Genomic DNA, 26444 nt, shown 5'->3' with positions numbered 1-26444 from the left:
GCTTAATCAAGGGTTCACCGCGCTTTGCTACCGGCTACACCACAGGATAGGTGAGATGCATCTGCTGTTCGCCACATCGATCGTGCCCGACGGCGCTCTCGCCTCGGGCTACGAGATCGCCAATGCCGCGATCATAGCCGCCTTGCGGCGTGCCGGCGCGCGCGTCACCGTCATCGGCTTCACCTGGCCGGGGAAAGCAGCGGCCGATCCCGAGAACACCGTGGTTCTGGGTGCCATCGACGTGCGCACGGAAAATGCCTCTGCATGGCAAAGGCTCGCCTGGGTCGGCAAGGCGATGCTTTCGGGCCTCACTTTCGCATCGGTCAAATTGCGCGCGGTGTCCGACAGCGATGTTCTCGCCGCTGTCGAACGCGTCGGTCCCTTCGACGGCTACGTGCTGAATTCCGTGCAGTTCGCCGGCGCCTTCGAAAAGCTGTTCGGTGACCGGCCTTCGATCTTCGTCGCCCACAATGTCGAGCATCTTTCGGCGCGGGAGAACGCCGCCGCCGCCGCTAGTCTTTTCCAGCGTCTGCTGTTTCGCCGCGAGGCGAGATTGCTCGAGACCATGGAAGAGCGGCTCTGCCGCCGCGCGCGCTTCGTCTTCACGCTGGCCGAGGAAGACCGCACTGCACTCGGGGTCGCCTCTGACGACCGTTCGGCTGTGCTGCCATTGGTAACCGGCGCCAAAGCGCCAGCGCACGAAGGCGTGCGCCATGTCGACTGCGACGCAGCCTTGATCGGCACCTGGACTTGGCAGCCGAACCGCATCGGCCTCGACTGGTTCCTGGGCAAGGTGGTGCCGCATCTGCGGCCCGGCTTCCGCATCCGGATCGCCGGCCGGATGCCATCGGGCGTCACCTCCACGCATCCGGGTGTCGAATTTGTCGGCCGCGTACCAGATGCACAGGACTTCGTGCGCGGCGCCGCCGTCATCCCGCTGATCAGCACCGCCGGCAGCGGCGTCCAGTTGAAGACGATCGAGACCTTCGAGCTTGGCCTGCCTTCCGTCGCCACCAGCCGCTCGCTGCGCGGCATCGACCACCGCCCGGCCAATTGCGTCGTCACCGATGATCCGGTCGACTTTGCCAAAGCGCTGGAGGCCGCGGCGGCCGACATCCGCGACGTTGACGGCAGCGCGTTCCACCGCCGGCAGGTCAAGGCGCTCGACGCCGCCATCCGGTTCGGTCTCGAAAAGCTTGTGCCTGTCAGCCAGGAGGCGTTTGCATGAACATGCATGCCGTCCGCGCCGCGACCGGACTCGACACGCTGAAGACGATTCTCGGCATCCCGGTGCTCGCCATTCGTTGGGACGATGCGATCGCCTTGCTGAACCGCCTGATTGCCGAGCGGCGCTTCACCAAGGTCAGTTTCCTCAACGCCCACAATGCCAACCTCGCCTACACCGACCCGGTCTTTGCCCGGGCGCTCGACGACTTCCTCATCCTGCCGGATGGCATCGGCGTCGATCTCGCCGCCAAGCTACTCTATGGCGCGCCGTTTCCGGACAACCTCAACGGCACCGATTTCGTGCCGGCCTTCCTGCAGGCCTCGACAAGGCCGCTGACAGTCGGGCTGCTCGGTGCAACGCGCGTCAACGCCGAAGCGGCGTCCAGGAAACTGGCGGCGCTTGCCGTGCAGCACAATTTCGTGGTCATCCATGATGGCTATTTCTCGGCTGCCGAGGAGGCGGGAATAGTCGACCGGATCGAAGCATTGCGACCGGATGTGCTGCTCGTCGCCATGGGTGTACCGCGCCAGGAATTGTGGATCGCGCGCCACATCGATGCACGCCATTGCACGCTGCCGATCGCGGTTGGAGCATTGCTCGATTTCCTGAGCGGCGCCGTGCCACGGGCACCCTTGTGGATGCGCCGGCTGCGTCTCGAATGGCTGTTTCGGTTGGCTGTCGAACCGGGTCGCCTGTGGCGCCGCTATATGGTCGGCAATCCCTTGTTCCTGTGGCGTGTTGCCAGGCAGAAACTCTCGCGTGCGCCTACCGGAGATGCCAGGTGAACAGCCGGTTCGTGCCAGGCGCCGCTGTCGCCCCCAGCCCGCTTCGCGAGACGCCGGCGGCGGCGGTGGTGACGGCAAGCTATGCGCCGGATTTCGAGCGTTGCCGCCTGTTATGCGAAACCCTTGACCGGCATGTTTCAGGGGCTGCGCACCACTATATCCTGGTCGAACATCGCGACGTCGCGCTGTTCCGTCGGTTGGAGACCAACCGCCGCACCGTCGTCGATGAGCGCGAACTGCTGCCGCACTGGCTGCGTGCCTTCGACGATCCGCTCAGCCTGTTCCGGCGGCGCATATGGCTCAGCCTGAAGACCCAGCCATTGCGCGGCTGGCACGTGCAGCAGTTGCGCCGCATCGCCATCGCCGCACACGCCAGGGAAGACGTGCTGATCTTCTGCGATTCCGACGTAGCCTTCCTCAAGCCTTTCGATTGCGGCGCCTTCTGGCGCGACGGCAAGGTGCGACTGTTCCGCCGCGACGGCGTGCTGGCAGGCGAAGGTCACGAGGAGCATCGCATCTGGTCGCGCAACGCCGGGGCGGCACTCGGCATCGACCCGTCGCGGATATCGACTCACGATTACATTTCGACGCTGATCGCATGGCGGCGCGACACCGTGCTGGCCATGTGCGGCGAGATCGAGAAGGTCCATGCGCGCGGCTGGGTCGAGGTCGTCGGTTCGGCGCGCAAATTCTCCGAATGCATGATCTACGGCCGCTACGTCGACGATTTGCTGTCGAGGGCTGGCCACTTCCACGGTTCGCAAGAGTTCTGCCGCGTCCACTGGACCGGCGAAGCGCTGTCGGATGACGAATTCCGCCGCTTCATTGCCGCCATGGCGCCGGACCAGGTAGCGATCGGCATGCAATCCTTCATCGGCACCGATATCGGCCGCATCCGCCGCCTGATCGGGCTCGACTAAAGCCTGATCCCGGAAGATCATGCTCGAATGACAGGTCCTAGACCGGTTTGGCCGGCTTGCGCATCGCCGAATAGGTGAGCAGCGTCGAGGCGAGATACAAAAGCAGGAAGACGACGTTGAGCGACAGCACCAGGTTCGGCGTGTCGAGGATGGTCGTCAGCACATAGGTCAGCAACACCGCCTTGAGCCCGGCGAGCAGTCCGAGATTGAGCGCCCGCACCAGCGTCTGGCCGCGCGCGAACAGGAGCTCGGCCTGGTATTCTACCAGATTGCGCAAGCCCGGAACGCAGATCGCCAGCGCCACCAGCGGGGCGGCCTCGGCGACATTCTTGCCGAGCGCGTTGGGGAAGAAATGCAGCACGATGCCAAGCGTCGCCAGCGCCAGTGTCGAGACCGCGAACACGCCGCCCTCGATGCCGCTCTTCACCGCCAGCCGTGACAGCAGTTCGGGCGCGCGCATCATGCGCTGCACCAGCATCATGGAGAAGGTGCGGATCGGAATCGCCGTCAGGTCGACCAGCCGCATGATGATGGCGTAGATGCCGGCCAGATGCGGTCCGCCGATTGCCAGAACCAGAAGTTTGTCGAACTCCATCTGCAGGTAGAACAGCACCTCGGCGCCGGCGACGTAGATCGAATCGGCCAGCCGCCGCAAATAGAGCTCGACGCGCAGCCGCAGCCGCTGGCGCGGGTAGAAGAAACCGAAAGCAATCAGCAGCGAGGCGGCATTGGCGCCGATATAGAACCACGACCATACCCAGACGCTGTGTTGCGCCCAGAACATGAACAGCACCGCGCCAAGCGCCCGCAACGCGGTCGCCAGGATCGCCAGCAGGGCGGCACGGCCGAATTTGCCGAGGCCGTTGTTGACGATCAGCGCCACCTCCACCGGTCGCCACAACAGCGCCTCGGCAAAGACGATTGCCGAAAACACCGACAGCGGCACGGTGTCGGCGAAGAAGATCAGGTAGACGCCGAACGAGGCGGCGGCCAGCAGCGGCAGCGACAGTGCGCCGAGCAGCAGGAAACCGGCGGTGAAGGTGCCGATCAGATTGGGGCGGATGGTGGCGGTGCGATAGAGTGCCGAGATGAAACCGAAGGCGAGGACGCGCGACAGCATGACGCCGGCCGCCGAGGCGGTGGCGAACATGCCGAATTCGGAAATCGACAGCGTGTTGGCGAGAGCGATGAAATAGGCGAGTGAAAAAACCAGCCGCCCGCCGGCGCCGCTGATCGCCGAGAAATAGTCGCGAAGCAGCCCCCGTCGTTCGGCCAAAAAGCTGCCGATCCGGGCGAGGGGCCGCCTTTGCGGTATGTCACTGGCCTGCGTCATGTGTCGCTGAAAAGCATAGGCGGGAAAGCTTAACGTGCCGTTTTGGAACCTTTGTAGGTATTGAGAAAATCATGCAACCGAAGAGGGAAAGTGCACGTTCGCCCGGGAAAAATTAACCTTTTGTTTTCCATGCCTGTTTAGCGTGGCTTAACGAATGGCCAACCGCCGTTTGCAGGCCGCCAAGGGTAAGCTCCAGGACAATGGTCGACAGGGAAAACCGCGAGGACTGGAAGCGCGAGCGATCGCTGCTCGCACTGGGGCAGGCTGTGCGCGGCGAGGATGATTCCGAGGCGTCCCTGGTCTCGATAGGGGATCGGACAAACTCGTCCTGGCGCGAGGATGCCGCCACGCGCCATCGTCTTGCCCGTTCACGGCGCGAGGCGCGCGCAAACCCGACACCGTCTGCTGCGGCTGGAGCAGAGCGGTTCCAGCCTGGCGAGCAGCCGTCAGCGACCGCACAAGGTCACGCCTGGCGCTCGCAGGAGGAAGCCGGTAGTGGCGATTTGCCGACAGCCGCGTCGCGCGCAAGGACCGCCCCCGAAGGGCTTTCCGGCATCGGTCGCCCTCATGGCGCGCCCGGGTCTCGCTATGCGGACGAGGCGGATGCATCCGTCGGCGATGGCGCGGACAGCCAGCAATGGAAGCCGCTGATCGATCCGATGCAGGTGGTCCGCGGCGTTGCCAGGTCGAAGCTGCTGATCATCACCACGACGATATTGGGCGCCGGGCTCGGCGTCGCCATCGCGCTGTCGACACCAAAGAAATACGAAGCCACCACCGAACTGATCATCGAGCCGGGCGACCTGAAGCTTTCCGATCGCGATCTCACCCAATCGGTGGGTCAGCCCGATGCCGCTTTGGCCGTCGTCGAAACCCGGATCAAGATGCTTACATCCGGCAATGTTCTCAACAAGGTCGTCGACAAGCTCAATCTGGTCAACGATCCCGAGTTCAACGGTCAGGGTTCCGGCGGCCTCGGCGTCATGTCACTCATCCGCTCGATACTGTCGCGCCATGATGGGCCGGGCGGCGCCGACCAAGTTCGCCGCCAGGCGCTGGCGGTCGGCAATCTGGCCGAGAGCCTTTCGGTCGAGCGCACCGGCAAGACCTTTGTCATCTCCGTCAGCGCCACCACCCAGAATGGCGAGAAGTCGGCTCTCATTGCCAATACGACGACGAGCGTCTTCCAGCAGGAGACCGGTCAATACCAGTCCGACATGGCCGGCCGCGCGACGGGCGAACTGACATCCAAGCTCGACGAGCTGCGCAAGGGTGTCGAGGCGGCCGAGCGCAAGGTCGAGGATTTCAGGGCCACGCATGACCTTGTCGACGCGCAAGGCCATTTGATCAGTGACGACCAGATGCTGAAGCTCAGCGAGCAGCTCTCCGTCGCTCGCGCCCGCACGCTGGAACTCAATGCCCGGGCAGCGTCGGCGCGTTCGATAGACGTCAATTCGGTTCTCACCGGCACCTTGCCGGAAGAGATCAACTCCAACACCATGAGCGACCTGCGCTCGCAATATGCGGCGCTGAAGCAGGAGGCTGACCGCGCCGCGATCCGGCTCGGGCCACGTCATCCCGAACTCCAGGCCCTCGACGCCCAGCTTGCCGGCGCGCGCGAGCGCATCGCCGCCGAACTGCGCCGCATCGCCTCTTCGCTGCAGGTCGACCTGAAGCGCGCGGTCCAGCTCGAACAGGACCTCGCTTCTCGGCTGGCGCAGGCGAAGGTCCAAAGCGGCGACGTCAACAGCGACCTGGTCACGTTGCGCGAACTGGAGCGCGATGCCACCGCCAAGCGTTCCGTCTACGAACAATATCTTCTGCGCGCCAAGGAGACTGGCGAACAGAAGGATATCAACACCGCCAACATCAATGTGATCTCCCCCGCCCAACCCCCACTCGAAGCAAACGGACCGTCGCGAGCCTTGGTCGCGTTGGCCGGCCTGCTGCTGGGCTTTGCCTCCGGTGTCGGCCTTGGCGCCATGCGTGGCGCCTATGAGAGCCTGCGCGAGACCGCAACGTCGCGTTCGCGTCGCGCCTCCAGGGTGGGCGACCGCCGCACACCTTACGAAGACAAGGCGTATCAGGCAGCACCCCCGCCGGCGCCGCAGCCGCCAGCACCACCATCAGCACCGCAACCGCCAGCACCACCACCGCCCGCGGCGCCACCGCCTGTTGATCAGGCTGAGACCGCGCCGGCCGAAGGTCCCGGCCGGATTGGTGCGCTGCTGTCGAAGGTGCGCAAGGCCTTCTCCCGCAAGCCGTCCTCGGAGGAGCTTGTCGATACGGGCGAGTGGGTCTTGCCCCTCGCTGAAAACGGCAAACCCGCGGAAAATCCGAGCTACCCCGCCTATCCCGAGCCGGCGCCTGCCTTTGCTCCTCGGCAGCCAGGTTCGGCAGGCCATCCGCCGTCGCCTTTCCAGCACGGCGTCCCTCTCTCCTATCCGCAGCAGCGGCCGCATTCGGCCCCGCAGCCCTATCCCTATGCGCAGCCGATGGGCTATCCGCAGGCGCAGCCCTGGCCGCCGCAGCCGCCGGCTGGCTACCCCTATGCGCGGGCCATGGCGCCCTATGCCGGGCAGATGCCTTATCCGCATCAGCCCGCTGCCGCGGCCTATCCCCAGCAGCCCGCCTCACCGCAGCATGCCGCCCAGCCTTATGCGCCATCGGCGGAGGCACCGCGGTCCCCAGAGGACGTCGAGCCGCAAGCTCCGATCGATGAAATCCGCGCCAGCCTGCGCGAATTCCGCGAAGCGGTCCGCGAACTCACGGAAAGCCGTGCTCGCCGGCGCTATTTCTGAACTTCGAATAAAAGTCGCCGGTTTCGAGTTAACGGCATGGGACGGCGCTTTGACGAGATTGCCCGGCCGAATTTTCGTGAAGATGCCGCGCTGGGAGAGATCCGGAGCGCGTCGCTTCTGGAAGCGGCGCGCGCTTGGGCATTACGGTGTTGAAGGTGGTTCATGGCTGAAGTGATTGACGGAAAAAGCGTCGCCGAAGACGTGGTGCGGACGGTCAAGAGCCTGACGGCCGAACTCATTGCCAAAGGCAAGGCCAAGCCCGGTCTTGCCGTGGTCATCGTCGGCGAGGATCCGGCGAGCCAGGTCTATGTCGCTTCCAAGTCGCGCACCGCCAAGGAATGCGGCTTTCACTCTGTCCAGCACACGCTGCCGGCCGAGACGTCGCAAGAAGCGTTGCTCAAGATCATCGGCGACCTCAACGCCGATCCGGCCATCAATGGCATACTGGTGCAGCTTCCGCTGCCTGCCCATATCGATGCCGGCAAGATCATCCAGACGATAGCGCCGGAGAAGGATGTCGATGGCTTCCACTTCATCAATGTCGGCAAGCTCGGCACCGGTGAACTCGACACCGCCTTCGTTCCCTGCACGCCGGCCGGCTCCATGCTCCTGATCGAGCGCGTGCGCGGCAAGGACCTGTCCGGCCTCAATGCGGTCGTCGTCGGCCGTTCCAACATCGTCGGCAAGCCGATGGCCAATCTTCTGCTCGCCGCCAACTGCACTGTCACCATCGCCCACAGCCGCACCAAGGATCTGCCAGCACTTGCCCGCACCGCCGACATTCTTGTCGCCGCCGTCGGCCGGCCGGAAATGATCAGGGGTGATTGGGTCAAGCCAGGCGCCACCGTCATCGATGTCGGCATCAACCGCATTCCGGCACCGGAGAAGGGCGAGGGCAAGTCCCGCCTCGTCGGCGATGTCGCCTATGCCGAAGCGGCCAAGGCGGCCGGCGCCATCACGCCAGTGCCCGGTGGCGTCGGGCCGATGACCATTGCCATGCTGATGGCCAATACGTTAGCCTCGGCCTACCTTGCGGCCGGATTGAAACGGCCCTCCTTCTGACCTTCTGAGAGCGCCAGCTTTGCCGAATCCCCCTATTCCCCAGGAACGGCCGGTCATGACTGATCCCGTTCAAGGCGGCCGGCAGTTCGCTTTCCTGCTGGTCGACAAGTTCTCGATGTTCTCGCTGGCCGCCGCGATCGACACGTTCCGGTCGGCAAACCGGCTGCTTGGCCGCGACTTCTACGGCTGGACCACGGTGTCGGCCGACGGCGATCCGGTGATGGCCTCCAACGGCCTGCCGCTCAAGATCGACTACGCTGTCGCCGACCTGCCGCCGGTCGACATCCTCTTCGTTTCGGTAGGTCTGACGACGGAATTTCCCGGCAAGAGCAAGGTGCTGGCGGCGCTACGCAGCTGGGGCCGGCGCGGCAATGCGCTGGGTGCGCTTTCGGTCGGATCCTACCTGCTTGCCGAGGCCGGCCAGCTCGAAGGCTATCGCTGCACCATCCATTGGGAGAACCGCGCCGGCTTCGTCGAGCGCTTTCCCGACATCAACTGCACAGGCAACGTCTTCGAGATCGACCGCAAGCGCTACACCTGCGCCGGCGGCACCACCTCGATCGACCTGATGCTGGAGATCGTGCGCGGCGATTTCGGCTCCAACCTCGCCAATGGCGTCGCCAACCAGTTCCAGCACGAACGCATCCGTTCGGCCGGCGACCGCCAGCGCGTCGGGCCGGAACGCGACCTGACCGGCAAGTCGGAGAAACTCAGGCGCATTGTCGAACTGATGGCCGACCACCTCGACGAGCCATTGTCGGCGGTGCAGCTCGCCAAATCCGCCGGCCTGTCCGTGCGCCAGGTCGAGCGCCTGTTCCTGCGCCATCTCAGCGTCACGCCTGGCCGCTACTACATGCGGCTGAGGCTGGAGCGGGCGCGCGAGTTGCTGCGCCAGACCAACATGCCGATCCTCGACGTGGCCATCGCGACGGGCTTCACCTCGCATTCCTATTTTGCCCAGAGCTACCGGCTGCAATTCGGCAGGCCGCCCTCGGAAGAGCGCCGCACGACATACTGAGCGGGGTTTTCGCCCCCACCGCTGACGCCTATCCTCCCATGCTCCGTGTCCCGGCTTGTGTCCTGATGCAGCGTCAAATAGTTTGCCTCGCTGAACCAGGGGCGGACTCAGGAGATTGCGATGGCGGGACTAGCACGGAGCGTCGCTGCGGCGATCCTCCTTTTGTCGATGACGACGTTCGGCTTCGCCGCGAACAAGGTCATCATCATTCTCGATGCCTCCGGCTCGATGTGGGCGCAGATAGACGGCAAGCCCAAGCTTGAAATCGCCCGCGAGTCGCTGAGAACCGTGCTTCAATCGACCCCCGACGATGAGGAAATCGGCTTCATGGCCTATGGCCATCGCGAAAAAGGCAGCTGCGACGACATTCAGTTGATCGTGCCGCCGCAGGCCGGCTCGGCAAGCGCCATTTCGGCCGCCGCCGACAGTTTGAAGTTTCTCGGCAAGACGCCGCTGACGGCGGCCGTCAAGCAGGCCGCCGAAGCGTTGAAATACACCGAGGACAAGGCCACCGTCGTGCTGATCACCGACGGGCTTGAGACCTGCGGCGGCGACCCTTGCGCGCTCGGCAAGGAACTGGAAGCGTCCGGCGTCGATTTCACTGCCGACGTCGTCGGCTTTGGCCTTACCGCTGACGAAGGCAAGCAGATCGCCTGCCTTGCCGACAACACCGGCGGCAAATATATCCAGGCGTCCGACGAGAAGGCGCTGCAGGACGCGCTTGTCGAGACAGTGGCGGCTCCCGCGCCAGCACCTGAACCGGCGCCTGCTCCGGCCCCTGCGCCCGCGCCGGAAAAACCGGAATTCAATTTTCTGCCGACCGCGGTGCTGGCAGAGGGCGGTGATCCGGTCACCGACGGCAATGCCTGGGAAGTCTACAAGGCGAAATCCGACGGCACGCGGGGCGACAACGTCACCACCGAATACGGAGCCTACAAAGCCAATCTGGAACCGGGCGACTACATCATCGTCGCGCGCGACGGCGAGGCCAAGGTTGAGCAGAAGGTCAAGATCGAGGCAGGCCAGGTCGCCAAGCCGCTCTTCATCTTGAACGCCGGCACGCTCATCATCCATCCGCGACCGGCCGAGGGAGCGGATGTTGTCGATGGCGCGTCCGTCGTGATCGATTATCCGGGCGCCGACATGCCCGCGACCTACTATGGGACCACGAAAGCCGTGTTACCGGCGGGCGACGAGAAGGTAACTGTCACGATCGGGCAGGGCGTGGTCACCGAGACGATACCGCTCGCTGCCGGCAAGACCGTTGAAAAGGACATGATCGCCGGCGTCGGCCATGTCGTTGCCAATGCCTACTATACCGCCGGTGGCGACAAGGCGGACGGTTCGGGTATCGGCTTCAAGGTCGTGAAGGCGAAAAAGAAGATCGACGGAACCAGGGACGAGGTGACCTATGCCTATGGGCCCGACAGCAAGTTCGATCTGCCCCCCGACGACTACGTGTTGATTGCGACGGTCGATCTCGCCGTCGTCGAGCAGCCGTTCACCGTCAAGGTCGGCGAATTTCAGGAGGTGAAGATCGCCATGAATGCCGGCGTGCTGGCGATCACCGCGCCCGGAGCCTCGAAGATCGAGATTTTCGAGGCCAAGAAGGACATCAACGGCAACCGCAAGTCGCTTGGCTACGCGTACGACCAGAAGTATCAGGCGGCGATACCGGCGGGCGACTACGCCGTCGTGTCGGAGAAATCGGATAACAGCTCGAAGGAAGGCACCGTGACGGTCAAGGCCGGCGAGCGAGCCGAGCTGACTGTGCGATAGAATCGTATGCACGACCGAAAAAGGGCGGCCATGAGCCGCCCTTTTTCATGAATTGCGCAGACTGCCGTCAAGCCGTTCCAAACGCGCTGGCGCCATGGTCGGCACGGCCGACCAGCTGCCGGAATCCGGCGAACAGTTCGCGGCCGAAACCGAATTCATTGCCGATGAGGTCGGCTTCCGCCGTGCGGCGCAGCGCGAATTCCGGAGCCGGCACAAACACTTCCAGCGTGCCTGCATCGGCGTCCAGCCGGATGATGTCGCCGTCATGGATCCTGGCGATCGGCCCGTCCTCGACCGCTTCCGGCGTCACATGGATCGCCGCCGGCACCTTGCCGGACGCGCCCGACATGCGTCCGTCGGTGACCAGCGCCACGCGCTGGCCGCGATCCTGCAGGATGCCGAGCACGGTGGTCAGCTTGTGCAACTCCGGCATGCCGTTGGCCTTCGGACCCTGGAAGCGGATGACGGCGATGAAATCGCCTGTCAGCATGCCCGCCTTGAACGCCTCGTTCAGCCCTTGCTGGCTGTCGAACACCTTGGCCGGCGCCTCGATCATGCGCCGCTCCGGCTTCACCGCCGAGGTCTTGATCACGGCGTGGCCGAGATTGCCCGACAGCACTTTCAGACCGCCGGTTGCCTGGAACGCCTTGTTGAATGGCGCCAGTACCTTCTCGTCTCCGCTTATCCGCGGCGAGGCCTCGCGCACCACACCGCCATCGGCGCCAAGCTTTGCCTCGACGGCATAGGGTCGCAATCCTTCACCCCACACGGTCTGCACGTCCTCATGCAGGATGCCTGCGTCGAGCAGTTCGCGGATCAGGAATCCGAGCCCGCCGGCGGCGTGGAAATGGTTCACGTCGGCAAGACCGTTCGGGTAGACCCGGGCCAGCAGCGGCACCGCTTCCGAGAGATCCGAAATGTCCTGCCATGTGATCGCGATGCCGGCGGCAGCCGCCATGGCAATCAGATGGATGGTGTGGTTGGTCGACCCACCGGTTGCGTGCAGGCCGACGACGCCATTGACGATCGAACGCTCGTCGATCATCCGGCCGACTGGCGTGTAGGCGTTGCCGAGCGCGGTGATGGCCAGCGCCCGCTTGGTCGCTTCCCGGGTCAACGCTTCGCGCAGCGGCGTACCTGGATTGACGAAGGAAGCGCCTGGCGTGTGCAGGCCCATGATCTCCATCAGCATCTGGTTGGAGTTCGCCGTACCGTAGAAGGTGCAGGTCCCCGGCCCATGGTACGACTTGGACTCGGCCTCAAGCAGTTCGGCCCGCCCAGCCTTGCCTTCAGCATAGAGCTGGCGGACTTTGGCCTTTTCGTCGTTGGGCAGGCCGGTGGTCATCGGTCCGGCCGGAATGAACACCGCCGGCAGATGGCCGAAGGTCAGTGCCGCGATCACCAGCCCCGGCACGATCTTGTCGCAGACGCCGAGGTAGACGGCGGCGTCGAACATGTTGTGCGAAAGGCCGATCGCGGCCGCCATGGCGATCACGTCGCGCGAAAACAGCGACAGCTCCATGCCGGGCTGGCCTTGCGTGACGCCGTCGCACATTGCCGGCACGCCGCCAGCCACCTGGGCGATGCCGCCGGCCTCGCGCGCCGCGTCCTTGATCAGCGCTGGAAAGGTCTCGAACGGCTGATGCGCCGACAGCATGTCGTTGTAGGAGGTGATGATGCCAAGGTTCGGCACCTTGTCGGCACCCAGCGCCAGCTTTTCCGAGGGACTGCAGACCGCAAAGCCATGGGCGAGGTTGCCGCAGGACAGCACGGCCCGGTTGGCGGTGCGGTTCGACGCCTCGGCGATGCGGCTAAGATAGCGCTCGCGGCCCGGTCTGGAGCGCTGGCGGATGCGCTCGGTGATGGCTTCGATGTCGCGTCTTGCGGTCATGGTGTCGGTCCTTTCAGGCGAGGTCCCGGAACACAATCCGGCTTTCTGCCGGGACCCACAGCAAGTTCAAGTCAGGGGGCCCAGAAAACCTCTACGGGCTTCGGTGCGGCATCGAGCACGGCGCGAATTGGCTTTCGCGGTCCGGGCGCAACCGCGCCGTCGAAGGCGGTTCGCTTGTCTTCGCCCTCTATGTGAAGTGCGATGAAGCCGGCATCGACGATGCGCGCCAGCGACAGGGTCAGCCGCGGCTCGCCGGCGCTGGCCGCGTGAACGGGCAGCACGATCCGGTCGGAGGCTGGATCGAGCAGCTTCGGCAAATCGTCGGCGTCGGGAAAGAACGAGGCGGTGTGGCCATCCGGTCCCATGCCAAGCACGACGACATCGAGCGGCCAGGGCAGCGACCGGAGCGCCGCATCGTCGGATGCGGCGGCATCCTCGATGCCGACGGCCTCATGGTATAGCGGCACGAAACGTGCTGCCTTGGCCGCGTTCTGCAACAGATTGGCGGCCACCAGGCCTGCGTTGGAGCGCGGCGAGGAGGCCGGCACGAAACGCTCGTCGACCAGCGTCACGATCACCTTGTCCCAGGCGATCGGCACGGCCGAAAGCGCCGCGAAGAACTTTGCCGGCGTCGTGCCGCCGGAAACCGCGAGCAGCGCCGTGGCGCGCTCGGCAATCGCCTTGCTCAGGCGATCGGCGACGCGGCCGGCCAGCGCAATGGCCAGTTCCGGACGGCCGGAAAAGGCATGCCAATTGTAGGCGGCGCTGTTCAGTTGCTCTCGTGCCATGTCCGCCCGTCACGTTCGATCAGTGCAATGGAGGCCGAAGGCCCCCAGGTGCCGGCCGTATAGCCCTGCGCCTCCTGCCTGGCGCTTTCCCAGGCGTGCTGGATGGGGTCGATCCACTTCCATGCCGCCTCGACCTCGTCGCGTCGCATGAACAGGGTCTGGTTGCCGCGGATGACATCCATGATCAGCCGCTCATAGGCGTCCGGCGCGCGGCCGTGGAAGGACTGCGCGAAACTCATGTCGAGCGGGATCTGGCGCAGTCGCATGCCGCCCGGGCCCGGGTCCTTGATCATGATGAACTGCTTGACGCCCTCGTCCGGCTGCAACCGGATGACCAGTTGGTTGGCGAAGATCGGTCCGGCGCTGTCACCGAAGATGGAATGCGGGATCGGCTTGAACTCAATGGCTATCTCCGAAACCCGGGTCGCCAGCCGCTTGCCGGTCCTGAGGTAGAACGGAACGCCCGACCAGCGCCAGTTGCCGATCTCGGCCTTGATGGCGACGAAGGTCTCGGTGTTGCTGTCGTGGCCGAGTTCCTCGACATAGCCCTTGACGGGTCCACCTGCCGAGGCTCCGGCGCGATATTGCCCGCGCACGGTCTGCTTCGGCGCCTCGTTGCCATTGATGCGCTTCAGCGCGCGCAACACCTTCAGTTTCTCGTCGCGCACCGCGTCGGCGTCCATCGACGACGGCGCTTCCATGGCGACGAGGCACAAGAGCTGCAGCATGTGGTTCTGCACCATGTCGCGCAGCGCGCCGGCCTTGTCGTAATAGGTGACGCGGTCTTCCAGCCCCACTGTCTCGGCTACGGTGATCTGCACATGGTCGATATGGGCGGAGTTCCAAAGCGGCTCGTAGAGCGCATTGGCAAAGCGCAGCGCCATCAGGTTCTGCACCGTCTCCTTGCCGAGATAGTGATCGATGCGGAAGATCTGGCTTTCATGGAAGTCGTCGCCGACCAGATCGTTGAGCGTACGCGCCGAGGCAAGGTCGCGGCCGATCGGCTTTTCCAGCACGATACGCGAGTTCGGCGTGATCAGATTGTGCTCTTTCAGCTTGTGCGAAATGTCGCCGAACAGCGCCGGCGCCACCGCCAGGTAGAAGGCACGGATGCGGTCGCTGTCGCCAATCGCTTTCTTGAGTTTGTCGAATCCAGCACCGCTCGTTGCATCGGCCGAGACGTAGGAAAGCCGTGCCAGGAAGGTCTTCAGCTCCTTGGCGTCGATATCGGCCGCTTTGACGTGCTCGGAGATCGCCTGTTTGGCGAAAGCCTGGAATTCCTCGTCACTCATTTTCGAGCGCGACGTGCCGATAATGCGCGTCGGTTCGGAGAATTGATGGTCGCGCTGGCGATGGTAGAGCGACGGCAGAAGCTTGCGCTCCGACAGATCGCCGGTGCCGCCGAAAATGATGAAGTCGAACGGGTCGACGGGGATGATCTGGCTGGTCATGGTCTGTCCGCTTTGACGCCGGTCGCAAGAACGCGGCTGATATAATCTAATCGATTTAAATATTCCAGTGCCATGGTGTCACATCTGAGTGTTTGCACCTGCCCCTTGACAGTCCGACACCTCGGAGGCTTGTCGACAGCGCGGCTCCAGGAGCCTTCGCAGCTGCAGCATAGAGCGGGATCGAGGCGAAAGCCAAAGGAGAAATCGACGATGGCCGCACATCTTTCGACCCCTTTGCCAGAAGCCGTGGCTTTTCACCGATGTGCGTCGCTGGCGCGCTGGTCTATCCTCACCAATCATGAGCGGGAAAAACATGCGTCTGCAAAACAAGGTTGCCGTCGTCACCGGTGCCGCGTCGGGCTTCGGTGAAGGCATCGCCAGGTGCTTTGCCAGGGAAGGCGCCAGGGTCGCTGTCGCTGACTTGAACGCCAAGGGCGCCGAACGCGTTGCCAAGGAGATCGGCGAAGCGGCGATCTGGACCCAGACGGATGTTTCGCTGCGGTCCGAATTCGACGAAATGGTCTATGCCGCCAAAAGCGCCTTTGGCCGTATCGACATCATGGTCAACAATGCCGGATTTACCCATCGCAACGGCGACATGCTCAAGGTCGATGAGGAAACCTTCGACCTGATCACCGCTGTCAACATGAAGGCGATCTATCACGCGGCACTTGCCGTGGTGCCAATCATGGATCGGCAAGGCGGCGGCGTCATCCTGACCACGGCTTCCACCGCCGGCATCCGGCCCCGGCCCGGCCTCACCTGGTACAATGCGTCGAAGGGCTGGGCGATCACCGCCACCAAATCGATGGCGGTGGAACTGGCGCCGAAGAACATCCGCGTCAACTGCCTCTGTCCTGTCGCCGGAGAGACCGGCATGCTGGAAAAATTCATGGGCGCCGACACGCCGGAGATCCGTGAAAAGTTCCGCGCATCGATCCCGCTCGGCCGGCTTTCGACGCCGCTCGATATAGCCAACGCCGCACTCTGGCTGGCCTCGGACGAAGCCGCCTTCATCACCGGTGTAGCGCTGGAGGTCGACGGCGGACGCTGCATCTGAGGGCGCTTGCCATCCGGCGTCGATTTGACTTGGCCGATGAGCAGGCGGCATAAAGCCTTCTTCGGGCTTTTGGGGCCGTGCCGTGAGGAACGCCATACTGCGGAGAGTTCACGAAGACCTGCGGCAGTATGTCAGGGCCTTCAAGGCAAGACGCGCCCGATCCAAAAGCAAGGCGATCTTCATCGGCGTCACCGGCAGTTCCGGCAAGTCGACGGTGACGGCGTTGCTTGGCCACATACTGGCCGGTCATGGCTCGGTCTACCCACAGATTCTCGCCAATTCGATCAAGTCGCTGGTCGCCACGCTGTACAAGCGCATGAAGAAAAATGGTGAGGTCGACTACGTCATTTTCGAAGCTGGGGCGTCCGGCGTCGGTTCGATCAAGCCGATGGCGGAAATGCTGCTGCCGTACGTGGCCATCGTCACCATGGTTCGCCTCGAGCACTTTGGTGCCTTCAAGACGCTGGAAAACGTCGCCCAGGAGAAGCGCGCCCTGGTCGATGCGCTGCAGCCGGGCGGCTTTGCTGTCCTCAACGCGGATGATCCTCTCGTGCTTGGCATGGCTGCCGGCACTCGGCATCGTAGCGTCACCTTCGGCCAGTCGGAACGGGCGGACTATCGTGCAAGCGATATCCGCGCCGCCTATCCGGACCGGCTGAAGCTTTCGATCCATTGGCGGGACGGCGTCCTTGAACTCGATACGCTGTTTCCGGCTGAACATTTCTGGCTGCCGACCGCCGCGGCCGTGGCCACTGCGCTTGAGCTTGGCGTGCCGGCCGAGACGGTAGCGGCCAGGGTGGCGACGTTCCAACCGTTGGCCAATCGCTGTGAGGTGCTGGTCATCGACGGTGGTCCGCAGTTCCTCATCGACGCCGCCAAGGCGCCCTGGCATTCGATCAATCTTGCTCTCGACATGATGGCCAAGGCCACTGCCACGCGAAAGCGGATCGTTCTCGGCCAGATTTCCGACTATGCGGGTTCAACCAGGAAGTACCACTACGCCTACAAGACGGCGCGCGAGATCGCCGATCAGGTCATCTATACCGGCGACAATGCGCATCGCTCGCGGGCCGGGCAGGCTGATCGCGACAGCGGCCGGTTTGTTGAGTTGCGCACTCCCCAGGAAGTCTCCGACCATATCAAGCGGACCGCCGTGGCCGGCGAACTGATCCTGCTCAAGAGTTCTGCCAATCTGCACCTGGAGAGAGTGGCGCTTGCCTGGACGCACGATGTCAAATGTTGGGTACCCGTTTGCGGCAAGCGGGAGGGCTGCGGCACCTGCGGCCTGTATGAAGTGCCTTTTGAGCAGCATCGCGACTATGTCAGGCAACGCAGGCGCGCCAGAAGGTGGCGGCGTTTGCGACGCATTTTCGGCGGCAGGTCGCGGTAGAGCTTCTCAACACCTCCGACGCATCAGGCGCCGGTCTTGATGTAGGTCTTGTAGATCCAGCCGGTCTTTCCGTTGTAGACGATCTGGCACCATTTCTGGCAGCTCATCACCTGCACCGAGGTTTTGGCGGGCACCGTGCTGATGGCGGCCGCGTTCTTCTTCGGGCCGCTGCGCATGGTCACGGCCCTCAGGATGCGGCCGGTTCCGGCGGCCACCACTTTCGGTGGCTTCGCCTTGGCTTGACTGTTGTCATTCCGGGTTGCCTCGGGCTGCTGTTCCGACGCTTGCGGCTGCACCGCCGGGATGGCGGCGGTTTGCGCGCCATCGGGATCGCCGCCCGCCGCGCTGGTGGGTGCGGCAACCTTGGCAAGTTCGGTGGTGGCGTCGGTCTCGGCTGCCGGCTGCGCGAACGCCGCCGGTTTGTCCGGCGCTTGTTCGGTCTGGTTCGCCACCTGGCTGGGGGCGGAGGCGGCCTTGGACTGCGAATTGGTCCAACGGGGATCATTGGCCGCGAGCGCTTGCATGGTGGCTTCCGCTCTCGCCACCGTCGGTGAAACCTTATTGGACTTGCGTGCCGCCTGCGGCACGGCCGCGGTGGCCACCGCAGCCCCCACAGGGGCGATTTTCGTCGTCTTCACCGGAATGGTCGGAATGGTCTGCTCGGGGCTCGCCGCCGCTTGCCTCTCACTGGCCGGCATTGCCAGCCACAGCGCCACTGCGGCAACGCCAAGCAGTGCGGCGGTGCCGATCGCGGCGATCACCAGATGCGAGTTGGAACGGACTTCCTGCCAGAAGGACGGCCGCATGTCGTATCCGAACTGCATGGCAAAGCGCCGACGTTCCGGCGTGCCGAAACTGAAGGGCTCTCTCACTCTCGCCACCTCCATAAGCGGGCCGATGTTCTTTCGATCGGTGCCGGAAGTCCGGCATCGGATCGGCATCGGTCCCAAAATCAACGCGGGCAGGCCCGCAGCAATCCCCGAACAATCGCCCAGAACCGGCATCTTTCGCCCGCGATTGTGGCATCAGTGCGCCAATGCTCAGGATTCTGCGCCCTTGACGCGGATTGCGCAATGCGTCGGCCGGGCAACAAATGTTACAATATTATTACATTGGACCGAGCTGCTAGATCCGATCCCGCAGCGCGAACCAGTTGAGAGCGAGGAAAAGCAGCGGCGCGCGGAAGCGACGACCGCCGGGGAACGGCGGAATCTTCAGGTCCTCGATCAGTTTCAGCCGGTCGCGGTTGCCGGCAACGGTTTCGGCATAGAGCTTGCCGAAGAAGTTCGACAGCATGACACCGTGGCCGGAATAGCCGCCAGCCGAGATGACATTGGGCATCACTTCGCGCACGAACGGCTTTCTCGGCACCGTGATGCCGACATAGCCACCCCAGCCATGCGTGATCTCGACATCCTTGAGCGCCGGGTAGAGTTCCGTGATCTGACGGCGGATGTGGATGTGGATATCCTTTGGATCGTTGACGCCATAGATCTCGCGTCCGCCGAACAGCAGCCGCCCGTCCTTCGATCTGCGAAAATAGCGCACGACGAAGCGGGAATCATCGACGGCCTCGCCGCCCGGCAGCACTTTCGAATCCGCTCCCAGCGGCACGGTCGCACCGATGAACGAACCGATCGGCATGATGTGCGCGGCACTTACCGGTTCGAGCGCGCCGCCATGAGCGTTGACCGCGATCAGGCATTTCTGCGCCGACACCGTGCCTCTCGGCGTCGAAACCTTCACCTTGCCGCCGCTGGAAATGATGCCGGTCGATGACGTCCCTTCGAACAGCTGGGCGCCGGCTTGCGCCGCCACCCGCGCCGTGCCGATCACCAGCTTCATCGGGTGGATGTGGCCGGTGCCAGTGTCGCGCGTTCCGCCGAAATAATGCGTCGAGCCCAGCCGCTCCGCCGTCTCCTTCGCATCCATGAACGAGATATGTGGGTAAGAAAACCGGCTCGCCATGATCTCGGCATGCGCCTTGTAGTCATCGACATAACGCGGCTTGTGCGCCACGGACATCTGGCCGGGCATATAGTCGATATCGATCTGGTTGGCGGCGGCGAATTCGATGAGATGCGTCTTGGCCTCTTCGGCAAGATCGAACAACGCCTTGGCGCGGGTGAAGCCGTACTCGGCTTCCAGTTCTTCGGCCCAGGCGCGCTGGCCGGTGCCGAGCTGGCCGCCATTGCGGCCCGATGCGCCATCACCGAAGCGGTGGGCCTCGATCAGCACCACATTGGTGCCCGCCTTGGCAAGGTGGGCGGCTGCCGACAGGCCGGTAAAGCCGCCGCCGATGATGACGACGTCGCATGTCAGGTCGCCGTCGAGCGTCGGGTACTCCGGCCGATGGCCGACGGTGTCCTCGTACCAGGAACGGCCGGGGGAGATGGGGGATTGGTAGGGCATGATCGGCAAAGACTCGGGGATTTGGAAGGGGGTAATAGCGAGTAGGGAATAGGGAAGATTTGAGAGTGGACTCCGGGCTACGTCACCTGCCTCGTCATTTCTATTCGCTATTCGCTATTCGCTATTCGCGTCACACATTCAGCAGCAGATATTCCCTCTCCCACGGGCTGATCACTTCCATGAACGTCTCGAATTCCGCTCGCTTGATCGCCGCATAGGTCGCGGCGAAGGACTTGCCCAGATGCGCGCAGAGTTCCTTGTCGCCCTCGAACAGGTCGACGGCCTCGAGCAGGCCGCGCGGCAGGTCGATCTCGTCGGCATTGGCGGTGGTCAGGACGGGAGGCTCGGCCTTGATCTTGTTGGTGATGCCGATCAGCCCGCAGGCCAGCGATGCCGCCAGCGCCAGATAGGGATTGGCATCGGAGGAGGGGATGCGGTTTTCGACGCGCCGTGCCGCCGGATCCGAGCGTGGCACGCGAAACGCAGTGGTGCGGTTGTCATAGCCCCATTTGTTGTTGACCGGAGCCGACGCCGCTTGCGTCAGCCGGCGGTAGGAATTGACATAGGGTGCGAACATCACCAGCGCGTTCGGCACATGCTTCTGCATGCCGCCGATGAAATGGAAAAAGTCTTCGGTTTCCGACCCGTCCTCCGCCGAAAAGATGTTCCTTCCGGTCTTCTTGTCGATGATCGACTGATGGATATGCATGGCGGAGCCCGGCTGCCCCTGGATCGGCTTGGCCATGAAGGTGGCGTAGATCTCGTGCTTGAGCGCCGCCTCGCGAATGGTGCGCTTGAACATGAAAACCTGGTCGGCCAGTTCGATCGGGTCGCCGTGACGCAGATTGATCTCGAGCTGACCGGCACCCTCCTCGTGGATCAGCGTGTCGATCTCGAGGCCCTGGCTTTCGGAGAAATGGTAGATGTCGTCGATCAGTTCATCGAACTCGTTGACGCCGGCGATCGAATAGCCGGCACCACCGCCGATTGCACGCCCCGAGCGGCCGACAGGCGGGGTCAGGGGATAATCCGGATCCGGGTTTTTGCGCACGAGGTAGAATTCGATTTCGGGCGCCACCACTGGCTTCAGGCCGCGCTTGTCGTAAGCTGCAACCACGCGCTTCAAGACGTTGCGTGGCGTAAACTCGACCGAGCGGCCATCCTGGTGGACGAGGTCGCAGATGACCGCGGCCGTCGGGTCTTCCTCCCAAGGCACAACCGTCAGCGTCGACAGATCAGGCATCAGCTTGAGGTCGCCGTCGTCCTCGGGATAGTGAAAGCCGTTGCCATCCTCGGGATAGCCGCCGGAAATCGTCGTCATGAACACGGCCGACGGCAATGCCAGCGACGTGTTGGAGGTGAATTTCTTCGACGGCATCATCTTGCCGCGCGCCACACCCGCCTGATCAGGTGTGATGCATTCGATATCCTCGATGCCGCGCCATTCCAGCCAGGCGCTGACTTCCTTCCAGTTCTTGACGCCACGGTGGTTTTTCACGAAGGCAGGCGTACGGGCGCGTCCTCCGCGGCTCGACGGACGGACTTCCTTTTTTGCAGGCGGCATCATTCACCAGATTGGGTTGCGGATTTCGGAGTATAGCCGTGCCCCCCTGAGGAAGGGAAGGGGAGCCATGACCGGCATTCCTCGTCCCGGTTGAAAATCGCGCCGGTCGGCTTAGGTTTGGGCGCTTCCCAGCCCGGAAGGCATCGATGCGAAACAACAGCGAACTGACCACCATAGGCTTTGATGCCGACGACACGCTCTGGCAGAACGAGCAGTTCTTCCGCATGACGGAGAAGCGCTTTGCCGCCATGCTTGCCGACCATGGCGAGGCGGGACATATCTCGGCACGATTGCTGGAGGCCGAAAGACGCAACCTTGCCGTCTATGGCTTCGGCATCAAGGGGTTCACGCTGTCGATGATCGAGACGGCGATCGAGGTCACGCAAGGCCGCGTGCCGGCTTCGGTCATATCAGGGATTCTCGATGCCGGTCGCGAGATGCTGAGCCATCCTATCGAACCCTTGCCGCATGCGCGCGAGGCTGTCGAGAAGCTTGCCGGCGCATTCCGCCTCGTGCTGATCACCAAGGGCGACCTCTTCGACCAGGAGCGCAAGCTGGCGCAATCCGGGCGGGGGATCTGTTCGACGCGGTCGAGATCGTCAGTGACAAGAATGCCGCCACCTATGCCCGCCTCTTCAGTCGTCACGGCGATGGTCCCGCAAGAAGCATGATGGTCGGCAATTCGCTGAAGTCCGACGTCGTGCCCGCCATCGAGGCCGGCGGTTGGGGTGTCCATGTGCCACATGAACTGACCTGGGCGCTGGAGCATATCGAGGCTCCGGTTGCCGAGCCGAGGTTCCGCCTGATATCCGATCTCGGACAGTTGCCCGGGCTGGTCAATAGCATCATGAACCCAGGCTGATCGTGGGCCTCGGCTATTTGTTTTGCACAATTCCGGACGGAGAACCGCTACACACTTTTCCTGGAATTATTCTATCGGCTGATCAGGCGGTCGATCACCGGCTGCAACCGTTCGGGTGTAATCGGCTTGGCGACCACCACGTCGATGACGCTCGACAGGCCCAGGCTCTCCGGCGTGCCATTTTTGGTTGAAAGCAGGATCACCGGTGGAAGCGATTTGCCCGAGGCCCGCCGCAACGCATCGATGCCGGACATCAGGTTGTCGCAGTCCTTGTTGTCGGCGCCGCCATCAAGGACAACGGCTCCCGGAATGAGGGACCGCAAGACCTTGGCCGCCGTGTCGGGCGATTCCGAGATTGGCTTGAGCCCGGATCGCTCGATGATCTTCGAAATCACCACCCGGTTGATTGGCGATCTCCCGACGACAAGCACGTGTGACGGATCACGGATCGTCTCGGTCCTCGGGTCGCGGGTCACCAAATTCAGGCGTTTTGGAGTCTCATCCTCACGATTCACTGGGCACCCAAGTCAACCAAGAAGCTCGCTCCCATTTCAATGCAGAGTTGAAATCTGGAGCGCAATTGGCGTGAGATCGCGGCCCATGTCAAGTTGAAATAAAACAGTTCGGAACCGTCTCCAGCGGCAGTGATTTCAAGCAACGCTACTGTACTGGCCTGTCCACACGATGCGTTGCGTAAAAGAAAATTCACCTGCGCAGAGACTGCGCAGGTGAAGGGTGGGTTGAGCGGATTCGATCAGCCGTGGCTCTGCTGCGTGACGATCACCGGGATCAGCAAATCACCCCAGTTGCCGTCACCGCCGTGATGCCGTGCCGAGCGCACGAGCTCGACCGAGACGCCTGCCTCGACCGCCTTCATCACGGATTGGTTGAGGCGGTGCAGATCGTTGGCCAGCATGCGGATCGTCGCTTGCTGGTCGACGCTCATCGTGGTGGACTGCTCTTCGGCGCGTTCCTTGACGCGGCTTATCGATGCCATTGGTCTTCTCCTGTGTCTCAGCCCTGCTGGGCGTTTCCTCGGTGTTCTCTTTCGTTATTCGGCGGCCGGCTTGAATTGCGCGTGCTCGGTCGATTCATGCATGGCGGTCGTCGACGACTGGCCGCCGGTGATCGCCATCGAGACAGCATCGAAATAGCCGGTGCCGACCTCGCGCTGGTGCTTGGTCGCGGTGTAGCCGTTGGCTTCCGCCGCGAACTCCGCTTCCTGCAACTCGGAATAGGCCGCCATCTGTCGCGCCTTGTAGCCACGGGCGAGTTCGAACATGCCGTAGTTGAGCTGGTGGAAGCCGGCGAGCGTGATGAACTGGAACTTGTAGCCCATGGTGCCGAGCTCCTTCTGGAACTTGGCGATCGTCGCGTCGTCGAGATTCTTCTTCCAGTTGAACGATGGCGAGCAATTGTAGGCGAGCAGCTTGTCCGGGTGATGCTTGCGCACGCCCTCGGCGAATTTCTTGGCCTGCGCCAGATCCGGCTTCGATGTCTCGCACCAGATCAGGTCCGCGTGAGGCGCATAGGCAATGGCGCGGGCGATGCAGGGCTCAATGCCGTTCCTGACATGATAGAAACCTTCCACGGTGCGCCCGGCGCTGTAGTCGACGAAAGGCTGGTCGCGTTCGTCGATGTCGGAGGTCAGCAGCTTCGCGGCTTCCGCGTCGGTGCGCGCGACGACCAGGGTCGGCGTCCCCATCACGTCCGCTGCCAGGCGCGCGGCGTTGAGGTTGCGGATATGCGCCGCCGTCGGGATCAGCACCTTGCCGCCGAGATGGCCGCACTTTTTTTCCGATGCCAGCTGATCCTCGTAGTGAACGCCGGCAGCGCCCGCCTCGATGAATGCCTTCATGATCTCGAAGGCGTTGAGCGGCCCGCCGAAGCCGGCCTCCGCATCGGCGACGATAGGCGCGAACCAGGTGTCGACCGAAAGCCCGTTGCCTTCGGAGGTCTCGATCTGGTCGGCGCGCTGCAGCGTGCGGTTGATGCGCTTGACCAGTTCCGGTGCCGCATTGGCCGGATAGAGCGACTGGTCCGGATACATCGCCGAGGCGGTGTTGGCATCTGCAGCAACCTGCCAGCCCGACAGGTAAATCGCCTTCAGTCCTGCGCGGACCTGCTGCATCGCCTGGTTGCCGGACATGGCGCCGAGCGCGTTGACGAAGTCCTCCTCGTGGATGAGCTTCCACAGCCGGTTGGCCCCCATTTCGGCGAGGCTCTGGCGGATCTGCACCGACCCGCGCAGCCGCTTCACATCCTCCGGCGAATAGGGGCGTTCGATGCCGTCGAAGCGACCTTCCGGTGCCGATGGGACAAGGTTGTAAAAATCAGTCATTGGTCACTCCGAAGGATTGCTGCGATGTGTCCGGGCGCCAGTTATTTGGACCTGGGAATGTGACTGAATTTACATTGCGGTGCAAAATGCGCCAGGGAATTCAAAGAAAATGGCGAAATATAAGAGAAAACCTGTGTTGTGTTTGACAGGGAGCTGCTGTAAATCTGTCATTATTGTAAAAGGGCGGCGGAGCAAAATTCCGCGAAGGTCGTGTAAATTCCTGTCAAGGACAGTCGATGGCTGATCAGAAGATATTTGCCGGGCCGCGCATACGCCGTATCCGCAACGCCAAGGGCCTGACCCAGACGGCGATGGCCGAGGGGCTCGGCATCTCGCCCTCCTACCTCAACCTGATCGAGCGCAACCAGCGGCCTTTGACCGTGCAGCTGATCCTCAAACTGGCGTCCGTCTACAAGGTCGACCCACACGAACTGCAGGGCGAGGCAAGGGGGTCTGTCGCCGCCTTGAAGGAAGTGTTCACCGATCCCCTTCTGGTTGGCGAATTGCCCGGCGATCAGGAGCTGATCGAGCTTGCCGAGGCGGCGCCCAATGCGTCGGCGGCGGTGATAAAGCTGTTTCGCGCCTATCGCGAGCAGGCCGAGCGCCTGTCCGACCTCAACGAGCTGCTGGCGCGCGAGGGGCGGGCGACGGCCCTTTCCGGTGCCCGCCTGCCGATCGACGAGGTGCACGAGATCTTCGAGCGGCGGCCGAACCATTTCGCGGCGCTTGAAGAGGAAGCCGCGGCATTCACCTCGGTGCTCGATCCCGGCGACGACCTGTTCGGTGCGCTGAAGGCCTGGCTGAAGCGCGAATACGGCATCGTGGTCAAGGTGCTGCCTGTCGCCACCATGCCGAACTGGCGCCGTCGCTATGATCGCCATTCGCAGCGCCTGTTCCTGTCCGAACGCCTGTCACCGTTCGACCAGCTGCGCGAGGTCGCGATGGAAGCCTGCCTGATCCGCATGACGGTTGCGGTCGCCGGCGAGATCCAGGCACTCAAGTTGAGCACGGACGAGGCCCGCCGCCTCGCCCGCTTCGAACTCGGCCGCTATGCGGCGCATGCGCTGATGATGCCCTACCAGGCCTTTCATGCGGCTGCCGTGCGCACGCGCTACGACATCGACGTCCTGCGTTCGCGCTTCGGCGTCTCCTTCGAGCAGGCGGCGAACCGGCTGACCATGCTGCAGCGGCAAGGCGCGCTCGGCGTGCCGTTCTTCATGCTGGAGGTCGACAATGCCGGCAATCGCTTTCGCAAGGCCGGTAGCCAGGGCTTTCCGCAAAGCCGCTTCGGCGGCGGCTGTCCCAAGCTCCCTGTGCATGTCGCCTTCACCCAGCCCGGCCAGATTTTCGTCGAGGCGGTGGAAATGCCCGACGGCGCCGAGTTCCTGTGCATTGCCCGCACGCTGGAGGGACCGCAAGGCGCATTCTCCGAGCGCCCGCGCCGCACGGCGCTGCTGCTCGGTTGCGACATCGGCTTTCGTGACGACATCGTCTATGGCGCGGCACTTCCTGGCACGGCAATCACCGCAAAGGCCGGCAACGTTGCTGCGACGCCAGTGGGACCTGCCTGTCGGCTTTGCGAGCGTGTCGGCTGCCTGGCGCGCGCCGAACCGCCGGTGACGCGTCCCCTCGGCCTCGACGAGATGGTGACGGGCTTGAGTGCCTTCGACTTCCAGTGACGCCGTGGCAAGGTGCCACAATTGTCGCCGGTCTCTGGCTCACCCCTGGCCGTCGCCTTTGCGTTACGCGAACAGGGTAC

Annotated in this window: 20 protein-coding genes and 1 pseudogene; 11 read left to right on the top strand and 10 right to left on the bottom strand. The window is 63.5% G+C overall.

The window, feature by feature from the left end; all coding sequences use genetic code 11:
* Positions 1–55 precede the first annotated feature (55 nt).
* Genes AC56QP_RS10520 through AC56QP_RS10510 form a run of 3 tightly spaced genes read left to right on the top strand, consistent with a single transcriptional unit; the run spans position 56 to position 2933 of the window.
* Positions 56–1228: a glycosyltransferase family 4 protein gene (locus AC56QP_RS10520; protein ID WP_489859772.1), complete on the top strand. Its 1173-nt coding sequence runs from the start codon at positions 56–58 to the stop codon at positions 1226–1228.
* Entirely contained in the window at positions 1225–2013 is a 789-nt protein-coding gene (locus tag AC56QP_RS10515; RefSeq protein WP_489859773.1) for a WecB/TagA/CpsF family glycosyltransferase, read from the top strand. The genes AC56QP_RS10520 and AC56QP_RS10515 overlap by 4 nt, the downstream gene beginning before the upstream one ends.
* Complete coding sequence (locus AC56QP_RS10510) at positions 2010–2933, top strand: DUF6492 family protein (RefSeq protein WP_489859774.1); 924 nt, start codon at positions 2010–2012, stop codon at positions 2931–2933. Before AC56QP_RS10515 ends, AC56QP_RS10510 begins: the two co-directional genes overlap by 4 nt.
* 37 nt (positions 2934–2970) lie before the next feature.
* On the opposite strand, the gene AC56QP_RS10505 is transcribed toward AC56QP_RS10510, so the two are convergent.
* Positions 2971–4266, bottom strand: coding sequence for a lipopolysaccharide biosynthesis protein (locus AC56QP_RS10505; RefSeq protein WP_489859775.1), 1296 nt, complete (start codon positions 4264–4266; stop codon positions 2971–2973).
* Between the two features lie 200 nt (positions 4267–4466).
* Here AC56QP_RS10505 and AC56QP_RS10500 point away from each other — a divergent pair, with 200 nt between their 5' ends.
* The 4 genes from AC56QP_RS10500 to AC56QP_RS10485 all read left to right on the top strand — a co-directional run bounded on the left by AC56QP_RS10500 (position 4467) and on the right by AC56QP_RS10485 (position 10926).
* A complete protein-coding gene (locus AC56QP_RS10500; RefSeq protein ID WP_489859776.1) occupies positions 4467–7067 on the top strand; it encodes a GumC family protein in 2601 nt (866 codons plus the stop codon).
* Between the two features lie 162 nt (positions 7068–7229).
* The gene (gene folD / locus AC56QP_RS10495) at positions 7230–8129 is read left to right on the top strand and encodes a bifunctional methylenetetrahydrofolate dehydrogenase/methenyltetrahydrofolate cyclohydrolase FolD (protein ID WP_489859777.1); all 900 of its coding nucleotides are present in this window, start codon (positions 7230–7232) and stop codon (positions 8127–8129) included.
* Positions 8130–8184: 55 nt separating this feature from the next.
* On the top strand, positions 8185–9147 hold the full coding sequence (locus AC56QP_RS10490; protein ID WP_013530232.1) for a GlxA family transcriptional regulator: 963 nt from the start codon (positions 8185–8187) through the stop codon (positions 9145–9147).
* Between the two features lie 120 nt (positions 9148–9267).
* Complete coding sequence (locus AC56QP_RS10485; RefSeq protein ID WP_497100570.1) at positions 9268–10926, top strand: vWA domain-containing protein; 1659 nt, start codon at positions 9268–9270, stop codon at positions 10924–10926.
* Between the two features lie 67 nt (positions 10927–10993).
* On the opposite strand, the gene edd is transcribed toward AC56QP_RS10485, so the two are convergent.
* The 3 genes from edd to zwf all read right to left on the bottom strand — a co-directional run bounded on the left by edd (position 10994) and on the right by zwf (position 15056).
* Complete coding sequence (gene edd / locus AC56QP_RS10480; RefSeq protein ID WP_489859778.1) at positions 10994–12817, bottom strand: phosphogluconate dehydratase; 1824 nt, start codon at positions 12815–12817, stop codon at positions 10994–10996.
* A gap of 71 nt (positions 12818–12888) precedes the next feature.
* On the bottom strand, positions 12889–13605 hold the full coding sequence (pgl, locus tag AC56QP_RS10475) for a 6-phosphogluconolactonase (RefSeq protein ID WP_489859779.1): 717 nt from the start codon (positions 13603–13605) through the stop codon (positions 12889–12891).
* On the bottom strand, positions 13587–15056 hold the full coding sequence (gene zwf, locus AC56QP_RS10470; protein WP_489859780.1) for a glucose-6-phosphate dehydrogenase: 1470 nt from the start codon (positions 15054–15056) through the stop codon (positions 13587–13589). The genes pgl and zwf overlap by 19 nt, the downstream gene beginning before the upstream one ends.
* Before the next feature lie 313 nt (positions 15057–15369).
* Between zwf and AC56QP_RS10465 the strand changes: the two genes are divergently transcribed.
* Positions 15370–16116 carry an SDR family oxidoreductase gene (locus tag AC56QP_RS10465; protein ID WP_489859781.1) on the top strand — a complete coding sequence of 249 codons (747 nt, stop codon included), beginning with the start codon at positions 15370–15372 and terminating at the stop codon, positions 16114–16116.
* Between the two features lie 82 nt (positions 16117–16198).
* On the top strand, positions 16199–17506 hold the full coding sequence (locus tag AC56QP_RS10460) for a Mur ligase family protein (protein ID WP_489859782.1): 1308 nt from the start codon (positions 16199–16201) through the stop codon (positions 17504–17506).
* A 23-nt stretch (positions 17507–17529) separates the two neighbouring features.
* On the opposite strand, the gene AC56QP_RS10455 is transcribed toward AC56QP_RS10460, so the two are convergent.
* From AC56QP_RS10455 to AC56QP_RS10445, 3 genes are all read right to left on the bottom strand, one after another.
* Entirely contained in the window at positions 17530–18378 is an 849-nt protein-coding gene (locus tag AC56QP_RS10455) for an SH3 domain-containing protein (protein ID WP_489859783.1), read from the bottom strand.
* Between the two features lie 253 nt (positions 18379–18631).
* Positions 18632–19918, bottom strand: a complete 1287-nt coding sequence (locus tag AC56QP_RS10450) for an NAD(P)/FAD-dependent oxidoreductase (RefSeq protein ID WP_489859784.1) — start codon at positions 19916–19918, stop codon at positions 18632–18634.
* 130 nt (positions 19919–20048) lie between these two features.
* A complete protein-coding gene (locus AC56QP_RS10445) occupies positions 20049–21485 on the bottom strand; it encodes a glutamine synthetase family protein (protein ID WP_489859785.1) in 1437 nt (478 codons plus the stop codon).
* Between the two features lie 143 nt (positions 21486–21628).
* On the opposite strand from AC56QP_RS10445, the pseudogene AC56QP_RS10440 reads away from it, so the two are divergent.
* Positions 21629–22344: pseudogene (locus AC56QP_RS10440) on the top strand (HAD family hydrolase).
* A 71-nt stretch (positions 22345–22415) separates the two neighbouring features.
* On the opposite strand, the gene AC56QP_RS10435 reads toward AC56QP_RS10440, so the two are convergent.
* The 3 genes from AC56QP_RS10435 to aceA form a co-directional block, all read right to left on the bottom strand.
* Entirely contained in the window at positions 22416–22820 is a 405-nt protein-coding gene (locus tag AC56QP_RS10435; RefSeq protein WP_489859786.1) for a response regulator, read from the bottom strand.
* A 278-nt stretch (positions 22821–23098) separates the two neighbouring features.
* On the bottom strand, positions 23099–23341 hold the full coding sequence (locus tag AC56QP_RS10430) for an SMc00767 family acetate metabolism repressor (protein WP_006202762.1): 243 nt from the start codon (positions 23339–23341) through the stop codon (positions 23099–23101).
* 54 nt (positions 23342–23395) lie between these two features.
* Entirely contained in the window at positions 23396–24685 is a 1290-nt protein-coding gene (aceA, locus tag AC56QP_RS10425; protein ID WP_489859787.1) for an isocitrate lyase, read from the bottom strand.
* Positions 24686–24921: 236 nt separating this feature from the next.
* Here aceA and AC56QP_RS10420 point away from each other — a divergent pair, with 236 nt between their 5' ends.
* Positions 24922–26364 (top strand): helix-turn-helix domain-containing protein, encoded by a 1443-nt coding sequence (locus tag AC56QP_RS10420; protein WP_489859788.1) that lies wholly within the window; start codon positions 24922–24924, stop codon positions 26362–26364.
* Positions 26365–26444: the final 80 nt, after the last annotated feature.

This window comes from Mesorhizobium sp. RCAM 05104 (assembly GCF_059683645.1).
Note: the sequence above shows the minus strand (reverse complement) of the source record. Positions and strands in the feature narration are given on the sequence as shown.